Raw genomic sequence first — 17193 nt, 5'->3', positions numbered from 1 at the left:
GCAGTTCTCTAAGGCCGCAGCTCGGCGGCGAAGTCATAGCGGCGCAGCTCTGCGACAAAGTCGTAGTAGTCATTGCGGCAGTAGGTGTCGGTGATTTCGATCGGCGTGTTGTCGGCGGTGTAGCCGACCCGGGTCATCAGCAGCATGGCGGTGCCGGGGGCGATGCCCACCAGCTTGGCGAACTCGTCCGAGGCGTTGATCGCCTGGATGTGTTGCAAGGCGCGGACGACGGGTTTGCCGATGCCTTCGAGGTATTCGTACAACGAGTTGCCGATGGCCTGCGGCTGCGGCAGCACGGAGGCGGGCATTGTCGTCATTTCGATTGCCATGACCGTATCATCGGCCTTGCGCAGGCGTTTGAGCCGCGCGACCTTGTCGGTCGGCGACAGGCCCAGGCGGATCAGTTCTTCGTGGGTCGGCGGGGTGATGTCGCGCTCCAGCCACTGTGAGGTGGGCACAAACCCCTTGAGGCGCAACATCTCGCTGAAGCCCGACAGGCGCGACAGCGGCTGTTCCAGGCGTGGCGTGATAAATGTGCCGGAGCCCTGGCTGCGGCGAATCAGGCCTTGGGTAAACAGCACTTCCAGCGCCTTGCGGGCGGTGACCCGCGAAATGCTCAACTGCTCGCTGAGGGCACGCTCCGAGGGCAACGCCTGCTCGGATTTCCACTGGCCGGTGTGAATCGCCGCTTCCAGCTTGCGCGCCAGTTGCAGGTACAGCGGCGTGGATTGTTTGTCGTCGGGACGCAGCGTCAGGATGGGGTTCATCGTTAAGGTTTCCGATGCGGTTATTGGAGTGTTGTCGCCCGGTATTGGCCGGAAGCTAATACCACTTAAATACCATGTCAATGCTGCCAAACCGGTGCAAGTGCCGGTTTCAGGGCGCCTTAAGGGTGCGTTGTATCAAGTGGTATTAGAGAGGTCTTTAGGGCGCGCAGAAGTGCACAGCCCGCGCGGTGAACTGGTATTCACCGGCAGGGGGCTGCGCAGGGCAGGAATTATTTTCGAATTATTTTACCGGCGGTCGAGGATTACGGCCGAATCTCGATCATGGTGCCGTCCTTGACCAGGTTCCAGACTTCGCGCATGTCGACGTTGCGCATGCCGATGCAGCCGTCGGTCCAGTCCAGGGTGTGGAACCACTGCTCGGGGTAGTCTTCGCTGTCGGGCGTGCCGTGGATCATGATCATGCTGCCGGGCTTCACGCCCTCGCGGCGGGCGCGGGCCGAGTCGCTGATATTGGGATAGGAAATGTGCATGGCCAGGTTGAAGCGGTCGCTGGTCTTGCGCCAGTCGATCCAGTAGAAGCCTTCGGGCGTGCGGCGGTCGCCTTCGAACAACTTGGTGCCCTTGGGGTTTTTGCCGAGCGAGATGCGGTAGGTCTTGAGGGGCTTGCCGTCGTTGATCAGTTGCAACTGATGGGCGGATTTGAGCACCAGGACTTTTTCGACAGGTTTGCCGCCCAGGGTTTCCAGGGTGGAGGCGCAGCACAGCGTAGCGAACGACAGGCAGATCAGAGCAAGCAACCAACGCATTGAAACGGTATCCCTTGGGCGACGATCTGCCGGATGGTTATTGGGCGGGCTTTGACAGCGGTGGCACAGACTCGCTGCGCACCGGGAACGCCTGTTGGCGGCGGTCAGCGAAAAAGCATTCTAAGGTACGCCCGACCGTGCGGAAAGCCAGCTCGGACCAAGGGATGTCGGCTTCGTCGAACAACTGCACTTCAAGGCTTTCGGGGCCGGCGGCGAAGTCCAGGTCAACCAGTTCGGCGCGGTAGAAGATATGCACCTGGCTGATGTGCGGCACGTCGATCAGCGTGTAGATACTCAGGTTGCGCACACGCGCGCAGGCTTCTTCGAGGGTTTCGCGCATGGCCGCCTGTTCCACGGTCTCGCCGTTTTCCATGAAGCCGGCCGGCAGGGTCCAGTACCCCAGGCGCGGCTCGATGGCGCGGCGGCACAGCAGCACCTTATCGCCCCACACCGGTACGGTGCCGGCGACGATATTGGGGTTCTGGTAGTGAATGGTCGAGCAGTGATCACACACAAAACGCAGGCGTGCGTCGCCTTCGGGAATGCGTTGGGTAACCGGTTTACCGCACTGGCTGCAGAAGTTCATGCTGGGGTTCCTGGAAAGTGCGTCTATCTTGGCGTGGCCGGCAGGGCCCTGCAAGTTGTCGTTTAGCGACACCGCGCGGGTTTTGGGGTTGGGCACCCGCACGCTTTGGTGCATGATGCAAGGTAGCCAACAGACCGAGATGACTCATGCTGGACGAGCTACTTCGCCGGGTAAGCAATCACACACCCCATACGCTGGAGACTGACGGGCGTTTCCCCGAGGCCGCCGTGCTGGTGCCGATTACCCGCAGTGACGAACCTGAGCTGATCCTGACCCTGCGCGCCAGCGGCCTGTCGACCCACGGTGGCGAAGTGGCCTTTCCCGGCGGGCGTCGCGACCCCGAAGACCCGGACCTGATCTTCACCGCCCTGCGTGAAGCCGAAGAAGAAATCGGCCTGCCGCCCGGCCTGGTCGAGGTGATCGGCCCGCTGAGCCCGCTGATTTCCCTGCATGGCATTCGGGTCACGCCCTATGTAGGGGTTATCCCCGATTACGTTGAATACTTGGCCAACGATGCCGAGATTGCTGCCGTTTTCAGCGTGCCGTTGGACTTTTTCCGACAGGACCCGCGCGAACATACCCACAGAATCGATTACCAGGGCCGCAGTTGGTATGTGCCCAGCTATCGGTTCGGCGAATACAAGATCTGGGGGCTGACGGCGATCATGATCGTGGAGCTGATCAATCTGCTCTATGACGACGCCAAGATCAGCCTGCACCAGCCACCCAAGAGCTTCATCAATATCTAAGCCATCGCTTGAATGGCCAGCCGTGAGGACACACCATGAAATACCGCCTGGGCGATGCCCGCGTCGAGACGCATCCACACAGCTGGGTGGCCCCGAATGCCACGCTGGTGGGCAAGGTCAAGCTGGAGGAGGGCGCCAACGTCTGGTTCAACGCGGTATTGCGTGGCGACAACGAACTGATCCTGATCGGCAAGAACAGCAACGTGCAGGACGGCAGCGTGATGCACACCGACATGGGCTACCCGTTGACCCTGGGCACCGGCGTGACCATTGGCCATAACGCCATGCTGCACGGCTGCACCGTCGACGACTACAGCCTGATCGGCATCAATGCGGTGATCCTCAACGGCGCCAAGATCGGCAAGCACTGCATCATCGGCGCCAATTCGCTGATCGGCGAAGGCAAGGAAATTCCCGATGGCTCGCTGGTGATGGGCTCGCCGGGCAAGGTGGTGCGTGAACTCACCGACGCCCAGAAGCGCATGCTCGAAGCCAGCGCCGCGCACTATGTGCATAACGCGCAGCGTTACGCGCGGGACCTGGCCGAGCAGGACGCATGAACCCGATAGAACGCCCCGTCGCCTCGCCGTGCGTGAGCATTTGCGCGCTGGATGACGACGACATCTGCACCGGCTGCCAGCGCACCGTGGATGAAATCACGCGCTGGAGCCGCATGGACAACGCCGAGCGCCGGGTGGTGCTGGGGTTGTGCCATGAGCGGGCGAAGGCGAGTGGGTTGGTGTGGATGCTCCCGGGGCAGTCCGGCGGCTGAAGTGTTTGCGGTGGCCTCTGCGCTGTGGGCTGTTGTGACGAGCGAGCTTCTTGTGGCGAGCGGGCTTGCCCCGCGTTGGGCTGCGCAGCAGCCCCAATAGGCGCGCCGCGTTACATCAGACGAACCGCGGTGCAGGTTTCAGGGCTGCTGCGCACCCCAACGCGGGGCAAGCCCGCTCGCCACAGGAGACCCTTCACCACCACGGCCCCGCTCGCCACAAAGGGTGTGGTGCATTACCCTGTGCGCATTATTTACAGGTCCCGCGCCCCATGTTCTTCCTGATCGCCTACATCAGCAGCGTCGTGCTGATCAACTTCGCCTTCTCCACCGCCCCACACCTGGACGTCATCTGGTCGGCCTGGGGTGGCCTGGTGTTTGTCCTGCGCGACATGGTGCAGACCCGCTTCGGCCATGGTGCGATCATCGCCATGCTGGCGGCGCTGGTACTGTCGTATATCACCTCCGATCCCTCCATCGCCCTGGCCAGCGCCACGGCGTTCGCGGTGTCGGAGTGCATCGACTGGCTGGTATTCAGCATCACCAAGCGCCCGCTGCATGACCGCCTGTGGATAAGTTCGGCGCTGAGCATTCCCCTCGATACGTTTATCTTCTTCGGCCTGATCGGCGCGCTCACACCCGCCGTGGCAGGCACCGCGCTGGTGTCGAAGTTCGCCGGAGTCACGGCGGTGTGGTTGATCATGGCCTGGCGTGTGCGCAAGCGGGCCGTCGCCAACTGAGGCCAATTTTTACAGTTCATGTAAAATGCCGGCCTTTCTCCAAATGATCCGCTCCCCTGAGGACCTGAGATGACCCGAATCGGAACTCCATTGTCGCCAACCGCGACCCGCGTTTTGCTGTGTGGCTGCGGTGAGCTGGGCAAGGAAGTGGTAATCGAACTGCAACGCCTGGGCGTTGAAGTGATTGCCGTGGATCGCTACGCCAACGCGCCGGCCATGCAGGTGGCGCATCGCAGCCACGTGATCAACATGCTCGACGGCGCGGCCCTGCGTGCGGTGATCGAAGCGGAAAAACCGCACTTCATCGTGCCGGAAATCGAAGCCATTGCCACCGCCACCCTGGTGGAATTGGAGGCCGAAGGCTTCACCGTGATCCCGACCGCACGGGCTACCTCGCTGACCATGAACCGCGAAGGCATCCGTCGCCTGGCCGCCGAAGAGCTGGACCTGCCGACCTCGCCGTATCACTTCGCCGACACGTTCGAAGACTACAGCAAGGCCGTCCAGGACCTGGGCTTCCCGTGCGTGGTCAAGCCGGTGATGAGTTCGTCGGGCAAGGGGCAGAGCCTGTTGCGCAGCGTCGACGACGTGCAGAAAGCCTGGGACTACGCCCAGGAAGGCGGGCGTGCCGGTAAAGGCCGGGTGATCATCGAGGGCTTTATCGACTTCGACTACGAAATCACTCTGCTGACCGTGCGTCACGTCGGTGGCACCACCTTCTGCGCGCCGGTCGGTCACCGTCAGGAGAAGGGCGACTACCAGGAATCCTGGCAGCCACAAGCCATGAGCCCGATTGCCCTGGCGGAATCCGAGCGGGTTGCCAAAGCCGTGACCGAGGCGCTGGGTGGCCGTGGTCTGTTTGGCGTGGAATTGTTCATCAAGGGCGACCAGGTATGGTTCAGCGAAGTTTCGCCGCGCCCGCATGACACTGGCCTGGTGACCCTGATTTCCCAGGACCTGTCGCAGTTCGCCCTGCACGCGCGCGCCATTCTTGGCCTGCCGATTCCATTGATCCGTCAGTTCGGCCCTTCGGCGTCGGCAGTGATCCTGGTGGAAGGGCAATCGACCCAGACGGCATTTGCCAACCTGGGCGCAGCCTTGAGCGAGCCGGACACGGCGTTGCGTCTGTTTGGCAAGCCGGAAGTAAATGGTCAGCGCCGCATGGGCGTGGCGTTGGCGCGAGATGAGTCGATTGAGGCGGCCCGGGCTAAAGCTACCCGTGCTTCGAAGGCTGTTGTTGTAGAGCTGTAATCCCACGCTGAGCGTTCCCGCGCTCTGCGTGGGAACGCCGCGCTGGAAGCCCCGCGTGCGCTCTTAAGGGCATGACGCAGGGCGTCAGCGGATGCATTCCCACGCAGAGCGTGGGAATGATCGTCATCAGGCGACCTTGTTCAAATCATTGTGACGCGTCTCTTTCAGGCACAGCACAGCAATCAGGCTGAGCAACGCTGCCGCCGACACATACCCACCGACATAACTCAGCCCACCCATCGCCACCAGCTTGGTCGCGAAGAACGGTGCGGCCGACGCTCCGACAATCCCACCCAGGTTGTACGCCGCCGAAGCACCGGTATAACGCACGCGCGTCGGGAACAATTCCGGCAGCATCGCGCCCATCGGGGCGAAGGTCACACCCATGAGGAACAGCTCCAACGCCAGGAACAGCGCAACCGCCCAGGTCGAGCCGTGGGTGAGCAGCGGCTCCATGGTAAAGCCCGACAGAATCGCCAGGATCGCGCCGACGATCAGCACCGGCTTGCGCCCGTAGCGGTCACTGGCCAAGGCTGCCAACGGTGTGGCCAGGCCCATGAACAGCACGGCAAAACACAGCAGGCCCAGGAACGTCTCGCGGCTGTAGCCCAGGGTGGATACGCCGTAGCTGAGGGAAAACGCCGTGGTGATGTAGAACAGCGCATAGCACACCACCATCGAGGCGGCGCCCAGCAGGACCGGCAGCCAGTGCTGGCTCAACAGTTCCACCAACGGCACTTTCACCGGCGCTTCCTTGGCGACGGCATTGGCGAATACCGGGGTTTCATGCAGCTTCAGGCGCGCGTACAGGCCAACCATCACCAGCGCGGCGCTGAGGATGAACGGGATCCGCCAGCCCCAACTGCGGAACTGCTCGTCGCTGAGGTTCATGGCCAGGATCAGGAACAAGCCGTTGGCCGCGAGAAAACCAATCGACGGGCCCAGTTGCGGAAACATGCCGAACCAGGCGCGCTTGCCTTTCGGTGCGTTTTCAGTCGCCAGCAACGCCGCACCGCCCCATTCTCCGCCGAGCCCCAGGCCCTGGCCGAAACGCAGCACACACAACAGGATCGGTGCCCAGGCGCCGATGCTGTCATAGCCGGGCAACAAACCGATCAACGTGGTGCACACGCCCATGAGCAGAAGCGAGGCAACCAACGTGGATTTGCGCCCGATACGGTCGCCAAAGTGTCCGAACAGCGCCGAGCCCAGCGGGCGGGCGATGAAGGCAATGCCGAAGGTCAGGAACGACGCCAGCATCTGCGCGGTGCCGGAGCTCTGCGGAAAGAATACCGGGCCGATCACCAGCGCGGCGGCGGTGGCGTAAATATAGAAATCGTAGAACTCGATGGCCGTGCCGACGATGCTCGCGGTAGCGACGCGGGCGGTCGAGTTGGTCGGGGCGGCGGTTGCGGCCTCGTTATAGGCGGTGCTCATTGAAGTATCCCTGATGGTCATTGCGCGTTTGGACGCGGATTATTATTGGTCGAACACCCATGGATCAGGGCAGTGCGCGGGGCGGCTCGGGATGGGAGCGAACACCGGTCAGACACGATAGAACGGTGCCTGGACGCGCTGTGTGCGGGTAGCACGCGGTCGGGCAGGGCTTGGGTAAGCCGCACCGATTATAGGAAGGGGTTTGCGGATCCAACAAGAGGCTCAGTCACGATCTATCAAACGCTGCAAATCAACTGTGGGAGCGGGCTTGCTCGCGAAAGCGGTGGGTCAGTTAAAGATGGGCTGACTGATCCACCGCTTTCGCGAGCAAGCCCGCTCCCACATTGGAATGCGCAGTGCCGAAAAGCTAGGCGGCGACGGGCACGCGGCTGGTGTGCCAGATCAGCACTTTGCTCACACGGTTGTCCTCGGTCTCGAGGATTTCCAGGCGGTAGCGCCCGATTTTCAGGCACACCGCGCAATCCGGGATGGTCTCCAGCGCTTCGGTCACCAGGCCGTTGAGGGTCTTGGGGCCATCGCTGGGCAGGTGCCAGCCCAGGCTCTTGTTCAGCTCGCGGATCGAGGCGGCGCCGTCGATGATGTAGCGGCCATCGGGCTGCGCTTCGATGTGCGGGTTGTCTGCGGCCTGATCGCTTTCGAATTCGCCGACGATTTCTTCAAGGATATCTTCCAGGGTGACGATCCCCAGCACTTCGCCGTATTCATCCACGACCATGCCCAGGCGTCGCTGCTGTTTGTGGAAGTTCAGCAGTTGCAGCTGCAGCGGCGTGCTTTCAGGGACGAAGTAGGGCTCGTGGCAGGCGGCGAGCAGGGCTTCCTTGGTCAGGCTGGCGTCGGGCAGCAGGTGCTGGATCTGCCGGGTATTGAGCACCGCTTCGACCTGGTTGATATCACTGTGGAAAACCGGCAGGCGGGTGCGCTGCGAAGTGCGCAGTTGTTCGATGATGGCTTCGATCGAGTCATCCAGGTTGATGCCGTCCACTTCGCTGCGCGGCACCAGGATGTCATTGACGGTAATGTTGTCCAGGGCGTGGATGCCTGGCATGCCGGGGGTACGGCTTGCGTCGGCGTCCGGTTCCGGCTCGTCGTCGTGGTCGGGCAGCGGTTCGTCGCTTTTTTTCACCACGCCGGTCTTGCGCGCGAACGGGCGCAGCAGCAACAGGCTGATGCCATTGAGCAACCAGGCCAGCGGATAGAGGATTTTCAACGGTATGCCCAGCAGCGTGTTGCCAAAGCCCAGCACCGCTTGCGGATGGCGGGTGGCGAGCGCGCGCGGCAGGTAGTCGGCGAGGATCAGCAACAGGGCGCAGGAGATCAGCCAGCCGAGCCACGGGCCGTTCTGCGCCCAGGCATAGATCGCCAGCAGGGTGCACAGAATCACCACGGCGGCGCGGCACAGGCTGTTGCACAGGATCAGGCTATGACGGGGGAAACTCAGGCGGGCGGCGGCCTTGTCACCCTGGCGTGTGCCGGGGCGCAGGGCCAGCAGGTGCTGTTGCGCGGCTTCGATGGCGGTAAACAGTGCCGCCCATAACACCAGCAGGGCGATTACCGCGAACATCGGCTCCAGGGGCAAGTTGTCCATGATTGCAGCCCGTCAGATATGCAGGATGTATTCGCGGACCAGCTTGCTGCCGAAATAGGCCAGCATCAGCAGGCAGAAACCGGCCAGGGTCCAGCGAATCGCTTTGTGCCCACGCCAGCCGAGGCGGTTGCGGCCCCACAGCAACACGCTGAACACCACCCAGGCCAGGCACGCCAGCAGGGTCTTGTGCACCAGGTGCTGGGCGAACAGGTTTTCGACAAACAGCCAGCCGGAAATCAGCGACAGCGACAGCAGCGTCCAGCCAGCCCAGAGAAAGCCGAACAACAGGCTTTCCATGGTCTGCAGCGGCGGGAAGTTCTTGATCAGCCCGGACGGGTGCTTGTGCTTGAGCTGGTGGTCCTGCAGCAGCAGGAGCAGGGCCTGGAACACCGCAATGGTGAACATGCCGTAGGCGAGGATCGACAGCAGGATATGCGCGAGGATGCCCGGTTCTTCATCGATCACCTGCACAGTGCCGGTGGGGGCGAATTGCGCCAGCAGCACAGTCAGCACGCCCAGCGGGAATAACAGCACCAGCAGGTTTTCGACGGGGATCCGATAGCAGGCCATCAAGGTCAGCGCGATCACCGCAGCAGCGATCAGGCTGGCGGCGCTGAAAAAATCCAGGCCCAGGCCGACCGGCGTCATCAGGTGGGTGAACAGGCTCGCGGCATGGGCCAGCAGGGCGAGGACGCCCAGGCCGACCAGCAGGCGTTTGTCGGCCTTGGTGCCTTGGGCGAGGCGAGTGCCCTGATAGAGGGTCGCAGCGGCATACAAGAGGGCGGCGGCGAGGCTGGGTAGCAAACTGGGTGACAAGGGGACCATAAATCCTGATAGACAAGCCCGAAAGGCGCTGAGTTTGGCATACACCTGCGTTCCACGAAAGACTCCCGGGCCAGACAGCGGGTGTGCATGGACGCAGTCTTCGCTATAATCCGCGACCTGCCCACGCCGCAGGCTCGCCGAGCGCTGTTTTTAATAGCGATTTACCACAGCCTGGGCTGCCATTACCTCGGTCTACCAATGCATTTCGATGAATAGGGCCTGAAAGGATCGCGCATGTTTGAAAACCTGACTGACCGTCTCTCGCAGACGCTGCGCCACGTTACCGGCAAGGCCAAGCTGACCGAGGACAATATTAAAGACACCCTGCGTGAAGTGCGCATGGCGTTGCTGGAAGCCGACGTGGCCTTGCCGGTGGTGAAGGACTTCGTCAACTCGGTCAAGGAACGTGCGGTCGGCACCGAAGTGTCCCGCAGCCTGACGCCGGGCCAGGCCTTCGTGAAGATTGTCCAGGCCGAACTCGAAAGCCTGATGGGCGCGGCCAACGAAGACCTGAACCTCAGCGCCGTGCCGCCGGCCGTCGTATTGATGGCCGGTCTGCAGGGTGCGGGTAAAACCACCACCGCCGGCAAGCTGGCGCGCTTCCTTAAAGAGCGCAAGAAGAAGTCGGTGATGGTGGTGTCGGCCGACGTGTACCGTCCGGCGGCCATCAAGCAGCTGGAAATGCTCGCAGGCGAAGTGGGCGTGACCTTCTTCCCGTCCGACCTGAGCCAGAAGCCGGTCGACATTGCGAACGCGGCAATTAAAGAAGCCAAGCTGAAGTTCATCGACGTGGTCATCGTCGATACCGCCGGTCGCCTGCACATCGATGAAGAGATGATGGGCGAGATCAAGGCGCTGCATGCCGCGATCAACCCGGTCGAGACGCTGTTCGTGGTCGACGCCATGACCGGCCAGGACGCGGCCAACACCGCCAAGGCCTTTGGCGACGCACTGCCGCTGACCGGCGTGATCCTGACCAAGGTCGACGGCGACGCGCGTGGCGGTGCCGCGCTGTCGGTGCGTGCCATCACCGGCAAGCCGATCAAGTTCATCGGTATGGGCGAGAAGAGCGAAGCGCTCGAGCCGTTCCACCCTGAGCGTATCGCCTCGCGCATCCTCGGCATGGGTGACGTGCTCAGCCTGATCGAACAGGCCGAAGCCACGCTCGACAAGGACAAGGCCGACAAACTGGCCAAAAAGCTGAAGAAGGGCAAGGGCTTCGACCTCGAAGACTTCCGCGACCAGCTGCAACAAATGAAGAACATGGGCGGCCTCGGCGGCCTGATGGACAAACTGCCGAACATCGGCGGCGTGAACCTGGCGCAAATGGGCAATGCCCAGGGTGCGGCAGAAAAGCAGTTCAAGCAGATGGAAGCCATCATCAACTCCATGACCCCGGCCGAGCGCCGCGACCCTGAGCTGATCAGCGGTTCGCGCAAGCGTCGGATCGCCATGGGCTCCGGCACCCAGGTGCAGGACATCGGTCGCTTGATCAAGCAGCACAAGCAGATGCAGAAGATGATGAAGAAATTCTCCGCGAAAGGCGGAATGGCCAAGATGATGCGCGGCATGGGCGGTATGTTGCCCGGTGGCGGCATGCCAAAGATGTAAAGAATTCGCGCGGGAGCCCAGCTCCTGCTCCGACCCACAGGGATGTGGGATCTCCAGCAAACCCGCCATTGGCGGATGCTGACTCGCCGTTTTAACCGACGGCTCTATAGCAGATCTGAGTGGCACGCTGATAGGCGCCAGAAAAAGACATTTGCAAAAGTCCGGATATTCCTTAGAATATGCGGCCTTTCGGGCACCTATGCCCGCTGTGCATTTAGATTTGCAGCACCGACTACAGGAACGATGTTCACATGCTAACAATCCGTCTTGCCCTTGGCGGCTCCAAAAAGCGCCCGTTTTACCACTTGACCGTAACTGACAGCCGCAACCCACGTGACGGCTCTCACAAGGAACAAGTTGGCTTCTACAACCCGATCGCTCGTGGTCAAGAAGTCCGCCTGTCCGTGAACCAAGAGCGCGTAGCCTACTGGCTGAGCGTTGGTGCACAGCCTTCTGAGCGTGTTGCCAAGTTGTTGAAGGACTCGGCTAAGGCCGCAGCCTGAGCAATATGAACGCGACGCCAGCTGTTGCTGATGATTTGATCGTTATCGGCAAGATTTATTCGGTTCATGGCGTTCGCGGCGAAGTGAAGGTGTATTCCTTTACTGATCCGACTGAAAACCTGCTTCAGTACAAAACCTGGACGCTCAAGCGCGAAGGGAGTGTGAAACAGGTCGAGCTGGTCAGTGGACGCGGGAGCGACAAGTTCCTGGTCGCAAAGCTCAAGGGTCTTGATGATCGTGAAGAAGCTCGTCTTCTGGCTGGTTATGAGATCTGCGTGCCGCGCAACCTGTTCCCTGAATTGACCGACGGCGAGTACTACTGGTACCAGCTGGAAGGTCTGAAGGTCATCGATCAACTGGGGCAATTGCTCGGGAAAATCGATCATCTTCTGGAAACCGGCGCCAATGATGTAATGGTGGTCAAGCCTTGCGCTGGCAGCCTGGATGATCGCGAACGCCTGTTGCCGTATACCGAGCAATGCGTGTTGGCCGTCGACCTGGCAGCGGGCGAGATGAAGGTGGAATGGGACGCGGACTTCTAAGCGTGGCTAATTTGCGCATTGAAGTGATCAGTTTGTTTCCCGAGATGTTTTCCGCCATCAGCGAGTACGGCATCACCAGTCGGGCGGTGAAACAGGGGCTGTTGCAGCTTACCTGTTGGAACCCGCGAGACTACACGACGGATCGACATCACACTGTGGACGATCGCCCATTTGGCGGTGGCCCGGGCATGGTGATGAAGATCAAGCCCCTGGAAGACGCGTTGGTTGAGGCCAAGGCAGCTGCCGGGGAGAAGGCGAAGGTAATTTACCTGTCCCCTCAAGGCCGCCAGCTGAAACAGGCTGCGGTACGCGAACTGGCGAATGAGGAAGCACTGATCCTGATTGCCGGTCGCTATGAAGGCATTGACGAGCGGTTTATTGAAGCTCATGTCGATGAAGAGTGGTCGATTGGGGACTATGTCCTGTCTGGCGGCGAGCTGCCGGCGATGGTCCTGATAGATGCGGTTACACGACTGCTGCCTGGAGCTTTAGGGCATGCGGACTCCGCGGAGGAAGATTCCTTCACGGATGGTTTGCTGGATTGCCCGCACTACACCCGACCGGAGGTGTATGCGGATCAGCGTGTTCCCGACGTATTGCTAAGTGGCAATCACGCACACATCCGGCGTTGGCGTTTACAGCAGTCCCTTGGTCGGACCTATGAACGACGCGCCGATCTTCTGGAAAGCCGCTCGCTTTCTGGAGAAGAGAAGAAGCTGCTCGAGGAATACATCCTCGCGCGGGACGATAGTTAACAACGTATCGATGGTAGGTCCATTGACTTACCTTAGGAGCACAGCATGACTAACAAAATCATCCTTGCACTCGAAGCAGAGCAGATGACCAAAGAGATCCCTACCTTTGCCCCGGGCGACACCATTGTCGTTCAGGTGAAAGTGAAGGAAGGCGACCGTTCGCGTCTGCAAGCGTTCGAAGGCGTGGTAATCGCCAAGCGTAACCGTGGTGTGAACAGTGCTTTCACTGTTCGTAAAATCTCCAACGGTGTTGGCGTAGAGCGTACTTTCCAGACCTACAGCCCGCAAATCGACAGCATGGCCGTCAAGCGTCGCGGTGACGTACGTAAAGCCAAGCTGTACTACCTGCGTGACCTGTCCGGTAAAGCAGCTCGCATCAAGGAAAAACTGGCTTAAGTCCAGCTTCCCGATGCAGAAAAAAGCAGCCTACGGGCTGCTTTTTTGTGCCTGAAATTTGTCCATCTGCCGGTACTTTCCATGACCACTCGCCTTGAAGAAATCCAGCGCCGCACCGACCTGTCCGTCACCCACGTGACCAAGGCCGTGTTCCCGCCGACCACCAACCACCACAACACGCTGTTCGGCGGCACCGCCCTGGCCTGGATGGATGAAGTCTCGTTCATCACCGCAACGCGCTTCTGCCGCCTGCCGCTGGTCACGGTTTCCACCGACCGCATCGACTTCAATCACGCCATCCCGGCCGGCTCCATCGTGGAGCTGATCGGCCGCGTGATCAAAGTCGGCAACACCAGCCTCAAGGTTGAAGTCGAAGTGTTCGTCGAGAGCATGAGTGCCGATGGCCGTGAGAAGGCGATCCAGGGCGTGTTCAGCTTTGTGGCGATTGACGCCGACAAGCGCCCGGTGCCGGTACTTCCAGGTTTCGTGGACTGAAACACTCCCTGTGGGGCCGGCTTGCCGGCACTGGCGGCCTGCGGGCCTCATCGCCGGCAAGCCGGCTCCTACAGAGCGCGCAGCTAGGGTAGCATCTACCTACTTTTTCAGCGTCCGAGCCCTCATGCCCGCCATTGACCACCCCCTGATCGACCGCTTCCTCGACGCCCTGTGGCTGGAAAAAGGCCTGTCCGACAACACGCGCCAGGCTTATCGCAGCGATCTCGCGCTGTTCAATGGCTGGCTGCAGGACAAAAACCTCGAACTGATCAACGCCGGCCGCGAGCTGATCCTCGATCACCTGGCCTGGCGCCTTGAGCAGAACTACAAGCCGCGCTCCACCGCGCGATTTCTTTCCGGCGTGCGTGGCTTTTATCGTTATTTGCTGCGGGAAAAACTGATTGCCGTCGACCCGACCCTGCAGATCGATATGCCACAGCTCGGCAGGCCATTGCCCAAATCCCTGTCGGAAGCGGACGTGGATGCCTTGCTCGCCGCCCCCGACTTGAGCGAAGCCATCGGCCAGCGCGACCGCGCCATGCTGGAGGTGCTGTACGCCTGCGGCCTGCGGGTGACCGAGTTGATCAGCCTGACCCTGGAGCAGGTCAACCTGCGCCAGGGCGTGCTGCGCGTGATGGGCAAGGGCAGCAAGGAGCGGCTGGTGCCGATGGGCGAAGAGGCGATCGTATGGGTCGAGCGCTACATGCGCGATGGGCGCAGTGAATTGCTTGGCGGGCGCCCCAGCGATGTGCTGTTTCCCAGTCAGCGGGGCGAGCAGATGACCCGCCAGACCTTCTGGCACCGCATCAAGCACCAGGCCAAGGTGGCCGGGATCGGCAAGGCGCTTTCGCCGCACACCCTGCGCCATGCGTTCGCCACGCATTTGCTCAATCACGGCGCGGATTTACGCGTGGTGCAAATGTTGCTCGGGCACAGTGACCTGTCCACCACCCAGATCTACACCCACGTGGCGCGTGCACGCTTGCAGGATATGCACGCCAAGCACCACCCGCGCGGTTGAAAACCGCCAATTTATCCTGCCACGGGCTGCCCTGCGGCCCAACTGTGGTAGGCTTTGCCGGTTAGCAAAGGGGACGGCCACAGCCCGAGTTTCCATATCGGTGTTCTGCTCCCGTCCCTGCATCTGCCTTCAGGAGTTCCCATGCGCTTGACCCAGATTATTGCCGCCGCAGCCATTGCGTTGGTTTCCACTTTTGTTGTCGCCGATGACGCTGCCGAGCAAACGATTCGCAAGAGCCTGGCCAACCTGCAGCTCGACACCCCGATCGAAAGCATCAGCGCCAGCCCGATGGCCGGCCTGTACGAAGTCAAGCTCAAGGGCAGCCGTGTGCTGTACGCCAGCGCCGACGGCCAGTACATCGTCCAGGGCTACCTGTTCCAGTTGAAGGACGGCAAGCCGGTCAACCTGACCGAGAAGGCCGAGCGCCTGGGCGTGTCCAAGCTGATCAACGGCATTCCGGTGGCTGAAACCGTGGTTTACCCGGCCATCGGCGAGACCAAGACCCATATCACCGTGTTCACCGACACCACATGCCCTTACTGCCACAAGCTGCACGCCGAAGTGCCGGCGCTGAACAAGCTCGGTGTGGAAGTGCGCTATGTAGCGTTCCCGCGCCAGGGCCTCGGCTCGCCGGGTGACGAGCAGCTGCAAGCCGTGTGGTGCTCGGCCGACAAGAAAGCGGCCATGGACAAGATGGTCGATGGCAAGGAAATCAAGGCGGCCAAATGCGCCAACCCGGTTTCCAAGCAGTTCGCTCTTGGCCAGTCCATTGGCGTGAACGGTACACCGGCCATCGTTTTGGCAGACGGCCAGGTAATTCCGGGCTACCAGCCGGCGCCACAAGTTGCCAAACTGGCGCTGAGTGCCAAATAAACCTGCATCGTCGAACCTTTGACGAGCAAGGCCCTTCGACCAGTCGACGGGTCGTTAATTGAAAGCCGCAGTTGTGCGGCTGTTTTCCACGGCCGACCTAGCGTCGGCCGTTTCATGGGGAGTTCTTCAGTGAAACCGGTCAAAGTAGGCATCTGTGGGTTAGGGACCGTCGGTGGCGGCACCTTTAACGTACTTCAGCGTAACGCTGAGGAAATTTCCCGCCGTGCAGGTCGCGGGATTGAAGTGGCGCAAATTGCCACGCGTTCGCCAAAGCCTCAGTTCCAAACGACCGGTATTGCGATTACCAACGATGTCTTCGCCGTGGCCACCAACCCTGAAATCGATATCGTCATCGAGCTGGTAGGCGGCTACACCGTGGCCCGCGAGCTGGTGCTCAAGGCCATCGAGAACGGCAAGCATGTGGTCACCGCCAACAAGGCGCTGATCGCCGTGCACGGCAACGAGATCTTCGCCAAGGCGCGCGAGAAGGGCGTGATCGTGGCGTTCGAAGCCGCCGTGGCCGGTGGTATCCCGGTGATCAAGGCGATCCGTGAAGGCCTGTCCGCCAACCGCATCAACTGGGTGGCCGGCATCATCAACGGCACTGGCAACTTCATCCTGACCGAGATGCGCGAGAAGGGCCGTACCTTCGAAGACGTGCTGGTCGAGGCCCAGGCCCTGGGTTATGCCGAAGCCGACCCGACCTTTGACGTGGAAGGCATCGACGCGGCGCACAAGCTGACCATCCTGGCGTCCATCGCCTTTGGTATCCCGCTGCAGTTCGACAAGGCCTACACCGAAGGCATCACCCAGCTGACGACTGCCGACGTGAACTACGCCGAAGCCCTGGGCTATCGCATCAAGCACCTGGGCGTGGCGCGCAGCACTCCGGCCGGTATCGAGCTGCGTGTGCACCCGACGCTGATCCCGGCTGACCGCCTGATCGCCAACGTCAATGGCGTGATGAACGCCGTGATGGTCAACGGTGACGCCGCCGGTTCGACGCTGTTCTACGGTGCCGGTGCCGGCATGGAGCCAACCGCTTCGTCGGTGATCGCCGACCTGGTGGACGTAGTTCGCGCCATGACCAGTGACCCGGAAAACCGCGTGCCGCACCTGGCCTTCCAGCCGGATTCGCTGTCGGCCCATCCGATCCTGCCGATCGAGGCGTGCGAAAGCGCCTACTACCTGCGGATCCAGGCCAAGGATCATCCGGGTGTGTTGGCCCAGGTGGCCAGCATCCTGTCGGAGCGCGGTATCAACATCGAGTCGATCATGCAGAAGGAAGTCGAGGAACAGGATGGCCTGGTGCCGATGATCCTGCTGACCCACCGCGTGCTCGAGCAGCACATCAACGATGCCATCCGGGCTCTCGAAGCTCTTCAGGGCGTGGTTGGGCCGGTCGTTCGTATTCGCGTCGAACATCTAAATTAATTCAGCTGCACGCGCCAAGCTGCAAGCTGCAAGTAAAAGCAGATCTGCTGTTACTTGCAGCTTGTC

General features: G+C 61.3%; 20 protein-coding genes. 14 read left to right on the top strand and 6 right to left on the bottom strand.

Going from position 1 to position 17193, the window contains the following annotated elements; translation table 11 throughout:
* Positions 1 to 8 precede the first annotated feature (8 nt).
* From JFU04_RS24060 to JFU04_RS24050, 3 genes are all read right to left on the bottom strand, one after another.
* The gene (locus tag JFU04_RS24060; protein ID WP_201145825.1) at positions 9 to 767 is read right to left on the bottom strand and encodes a GntR family transcriptional regulator; all 759 of its coding nucleotides are present in this window, start codon (positions 765 to 767) and stop codon (positions 9 to 11) included.
* Positions 768 to 1030: 263 nt separating this feature from the next.
* Positions 1031 to 1534 carry a L,D-transpeptidase family protein gene (locus tag JFU04_RS24055; protein ID WP_201145824.1) on the bottom strand — a complete coding sequence of 168 codons (504 nt, stop codon included), beginning with the start codon at positions 1532 to 1534 and terminating at the stop codon, positions 1031 to 1033.
* Positions 1535 to 1571: 37 nt separating this feature from the next.
* Positions 1572 to 2120, bottom strand: a complete 549-nt coding sequence (locus JFU04_RS24050; RefSeq protein ID WP_065908685.1) for an NUDIX hydrolase — start codon at positions 2118 to 2120, stop codon at positions 1572 to 1574.
* 146 nt (positions 2121 to 2266) lie between these two features.
* On the opposite strand from JFU04_RS24050, the gene JFU04_RS24045 reads away from it, so the two are divergent.
* The 5 genes from JFU04_RS24045 (at position 2267) to purT (ending at position 5629) form a co-directional block, all read left to right on the top strand.
* The gene (locus JFU04_RS24045) at positions 2267 to 2869 is read left to right on the top strand and encodes a CoA pyrophosphatase (RefSeq protein ID WP_016971944.1); all 603 of its coding nucleotides are present in this window, start codon (positions 2267 to 2269) and stop codon (positions 2867 to 2869) included.
* A 35-nt stretch (positions 2870 to 2904) separates the two neighbouring features.
* Positions 2905 to 3429 carry a gamma carbonic anhydrase family protein gene (locus tag JFU04_RS24040; protein WP_065908687.1) on the top strand — a complete coding sequence of 175 codons (525 nt, stop codon included), beginning with the start codon at positions 2905 to 2907 and terminating at the stop codon, positions 3427 to 3429.
* A complete protein-coding gene (locus JFU04_RS24035) occupies positions 3426 to 3641 on the top strand; it encodes a DUF1289 domain-containing protein (RefSeq protein WP_201145823.1) in 216 nt (71 codons plus the stop codon). The genes JFU04_RS24040 and JFU04_RS24035 overlap by 4 nt, the downstream gene beginning before the upstream one ends.
* Positions 3642 to 3910: 269 nt before the next feature.
* Positions 3911 to 4378, top strand: a complete 468-nt coding sequence (locus JFU04_RS24030) for a preQ0 transporter (protein ID WP_065908691.1) — start codon at positions 3911 to 3913, stop codon at positions 4376 to 4378.
* A 69-nt stretch (positions 4379 to 4447) separates the two neighbouring features.
* Positions 4448 to 5629: a formate-dependent phosphoribosylglycinamide formyltransferase gene (purT, locus tag JFU04_RS24025; RefSeq protein ID WP_078050076.1), complete on the top strand. Its 1182-nt coding sequence runs from the start codon at positions 4448 to 4450 to the stop codon at positions 5627 to 5629.
* Positions 5630 to 5755: 126 nt separating this feature from the next.
* Here the strand turns inward: purT and JFU04_RS24020 are convergent, their stop codons facing one another.
* The 3 genes from JFU04_RS24020 to JFU04_RS24010 form a co-directional block, all read right to left on the bottom strand.
* Positions 5756 to 7066: an MFS transporter gene (locus tag JFU04_RS24020; protein WP_201145822.1), complete on the bottom strand. Its 1311-nt coding sequence runs from the start codon at positions 7064 to 7066 to the stop codon at positions 5756 to 5758.
* A 367-nt stretch (positions 7067 to 7433) separates the two neighbouring features.
* A complete protein-coding gene (locus tag JFU04_RS24015) occupies positions 7434 to 8672 on the bottom strand; it encodes a transporter associated domain-containing protein (RefSeq protein WP_201145821.1) in 1239 nt (412 codons plus the stop codon).
* Between the two features lie 12 nt (positions 8673 to 8684).
* Positions 8685 to 9497, bottom strand: a complete 813-nt coding sequence (locus JFU04_RS24010) for a cytochrome C assembly family protein (RefSeq protein WP_065908699.1) — start codon at positions 9495 to 9497, stop codon at positions 8685 to 8687.
* A gap of 234 nt (positions 9498 to 9731) precedes the next feature.
* Here JFU04_RS24010 and ffh point away from each other — a divergent pair, with 234 nt between their 5' ends.
* The 9 genes from ffh to JFU04_RS23965 all read left to right on the top strand — a co-directional run bounded on the left by ffh (position 9732) and on the right by JFU04_RS23965 (position 17127).
* Positions 9732 to 11108, top strand: a complete 1377-nt coding sequence (gene ffh / locus JFU04_RS24005) for a signal recognition particle protein (protein WP_003193965.1) — start codon at positions 9732 to 9734, stop codon at positions 11106 to 11108.
* A 251-nt stretch (positions 11109 to 11359) separates the two neighbouring features.
* Positions 11360 to 11611 carry a 30S ribosomal protein S16 gene (gene rpsP / locus JFU04_RS24000; RefSeq protein ID WP_016971935.1) on the top strand — a complete coding sequence of 84 codons (252 nt, stop codon included), beginning with the start codon at positions 11360 to 11362 and terminating at the stop codon, positions 11609 to 11611.
* A 5-nt stretch (positions 11612 to 11616) separates the two neighbouring features.
* Positions 11617 to 12153, top strand: coding sequence for a ribosome maturation factor RimM (gene rimM / locus JFU04_RS23995; protein ID WP_003175898.1), 537 nt, complete (start codon positions 11617 to 11619; stop codon positions 12151 to 12153).
* Positions 12135 to 12908 (top strand): tRNA (guanosine(37)-N1)-methyltransferase TrmD, encoded by a 774-nt coding sequence (gene trmD, locus JFU04_RS23990; RefSeq protein ID WP_177343966.1) that lies wholly within the window; start codon positions 12135 to 12137, stop codon positions 12906 to 12908. Before rimM ends, trmD begins: the two co-directional genes overlap by 19 nt.
* 45 nt (positions 12909 to 12953) lie before the next feature.
* Entirely contained in the window at positions 12954 to 13304 is a 351-nt protein-coding gene (rplS, locus tag JFU04_RS23985; RefSeq protein ID WP_003175895.1) for a 50S ribosomal protein L19, read from the top strand.
* An 81-nt stretch (positions 13305 to 13385) separates the two neighbouring features.
* Positions 13386 to 13799, top strand: a complete 414-nt coding sequence (locus tag JFU04_RS23980; RefSeq protein ID WP_003193963.1) for an acyl-CoA thioesterase — start codon at positions 13386 to 13388, stop codon at positions 13797 to 13799.
* 124 nt (positions 13800 to 13923) lie between these two features.
* Entirely contained in the window at positions 13924 to 14820 is an 897-nt protein-coding gene (xerD, locus tag JFU04_RS23975; protein ID WP_065908700.1) for a site-specific tyrosine recombinase XerD, read from the top strand.
* Between the two features lie 141 nt (positions 14821 to 14961).
* Positions 14962 to 15693, top strand: a complete 732-nt coding sequence (locus tag JFU04_RS23970) for a thioredoxin fold domain-containing protein (protein WP_064053737.1) — start codon at positions 14962 to 14964, stop codon at positions 15691 to 15693.
* A gap of 129 nt (positions 15694 to 15822) precedes the next feature.
* Complete coding sequence (locus tag JFU04_RS23965; protein ID WP_201145820.1) at positions 15823 to 17127, top strand: homoserine dehydrogenase; 1305 nt, start codon at positions 15823 to 15825, stop codon at positions 17125 to 17127.
* The last annotated feature ends 66 nt before the right edge of the window (positions 17128 to 17193 follow it).

The organism is Pseudomonas sp. TH21 (genome assembly GCF_016651025.1).
GTDB classification, from domain to species: Bacteria; Pseudomonadota; Gammaproteobacteria; order Pseudomonadales; family Pseudomonadaceae; genus Aquipseudomonas; species Aquipseudomonas aylmerensis.
Note: the sequence above shows the minus strand (reverse complement) of the source record. Positions and strands in the feature narration are given on the sequence as shown.

What these genes read in the sequence shown, in the direction of transcription:
- rpsP (WP_016971935.1), top strand. Translation starts at nt 11,360, where the DNA reads ATGCTAACAATCCGTCTTGCCCTTGGCGGCTCCAAAAAGCGCCCGTTT.
- JFU04_RS24030 (WP_065908691.1), top strand. Translation starts at nt 3,911, where the DNA reads ATGTTCTTCCTGATCGCCTACATCAGCAGCGTCGTGCTGATCAACTTC.
- JFU04_RS24040 (WP_065908687.1), top strand. Translation starts at nt 2,905, where the DNA reads ATGAAATACCGCCTGGGCGATGCCCGCGTCGAGACGCATCCACACAGC.
- JFU04_RS23970 (WP_064053737.1), top strand. Translation starts at nt 14,962, where the DNA reads ATGCGCTTGACCCAGATTATTGCCGCCGCAGCCATTGCGTTGGTTTCC.
- JFU04_RS24050 (WP_065908685.1), bottom strand. Translation starts at nt 2,120, where the DNA reads ATGAACTTCTGCAGCCAGTGCGGTAAACCGGTTACCCAACGCATTCCC.
- JFU04_RS24060 (WP_201145825.1), bottom strand. Translation starts at nt 767, where the DNA reads ATGAACCCCATCCTGACGCTGCGTCCCGACGACAAACAATCCACGCCG.
- xerD (WP_065908700.1), top strand. Translation starts at nt 13,924, where the DNA reads ATGCCCGCCATTGACCACCCCCTGATCGACCGCTTCCTCGACGCCCTG.
- JFU04_RS24015 (WP_201145821.1), bottom strand. Translation starts at nt 8,672, where the DNA reads ATGGACAACTTGCCCCTGGAGCCGATGTTCGCGGTAATCGCCCTGCTG.
- purT (WP_078050076.1), top strand. Translation starts at nt 4,448, where the DNA reads ATGACCCGAATCGGAACTCCATTGTCGCCAACCGCGACCCGCGTTTTG.
- JFU04_RS24035 (WP_201145823.1), top strand. Translation starts at nt 3,426, where the DNA reads ATGAACCCGATAGAACGCCCCGTCGCCTCGCCGTGCGTGAGCATTTGC.
- JFU04_RS24055 (WP_201145824.1), bottom strand. Translation starts at nt 1,534, where the DNA reads ATGCGTTGGTTGCTTGCTCTGATCTGCCTGTCGTTCGCTACGCTGTGC.
- JFU04_RS23980 (WP_003193963.1), top strand. Translation starts at nt 13,386, where the DNA reads ATGACCACTCGCCTTGAAGAAATCCAGCGCCGCACCGACCTGTCCGTC.
- trmD (WP_177343966.1), top strand. Translation starts at nt 12,135, where the DNA reads ATGGGACGCGGACTTCTAAGCGTGGCTAATTTGCGCATTGAAGTGATC.
- rplS (WP_003175895.1), top strand. Translation starts at nt 12,954, where the DNA reads ATGACTAACAAAATCATCCTTGCACTCGAAGCAGAGCAGATGACCAAA.
- JFU04_RS24010 (WP_065908699.1), bottom strand. Translation starts at nt 9,497, where the DNA reads ATGGTCCCCTTGTCACCCAGTTTGCTACCCAGCCTCGCCGCCGCCCTC.
- rimM (WP_003175898.1), top strand. Translation starts at nt 11,617, where the DNA reads ATGAACGCGACGCCAGCTGTTGCTGATGATTTGATCGTTATCGGCAAG.
- JFU04_RS24045 (WP_016971944.1), top strand. Translation starts at nt 2,267, where the DNA reads ATGCTGGACGAGCTACTTCGCCGGGTAAGCAATCACACACCCCATACG.
- JFU04_RS24020 (WP_201145822.1), bottom strand. Translation starts at nt 7,066, where the DNA reads ATGAGCACCGCCTATAACGAGGCCGCAACCGCCGCCCCGACCAACTCG.
- ffh (WP_003193965.1), top strand. Translation starts at nt 9,732, where the DNA reads ATGTTTGAAAACCTGACTGACCGTCTCTCGCAGACGCTGCGCCACGTT.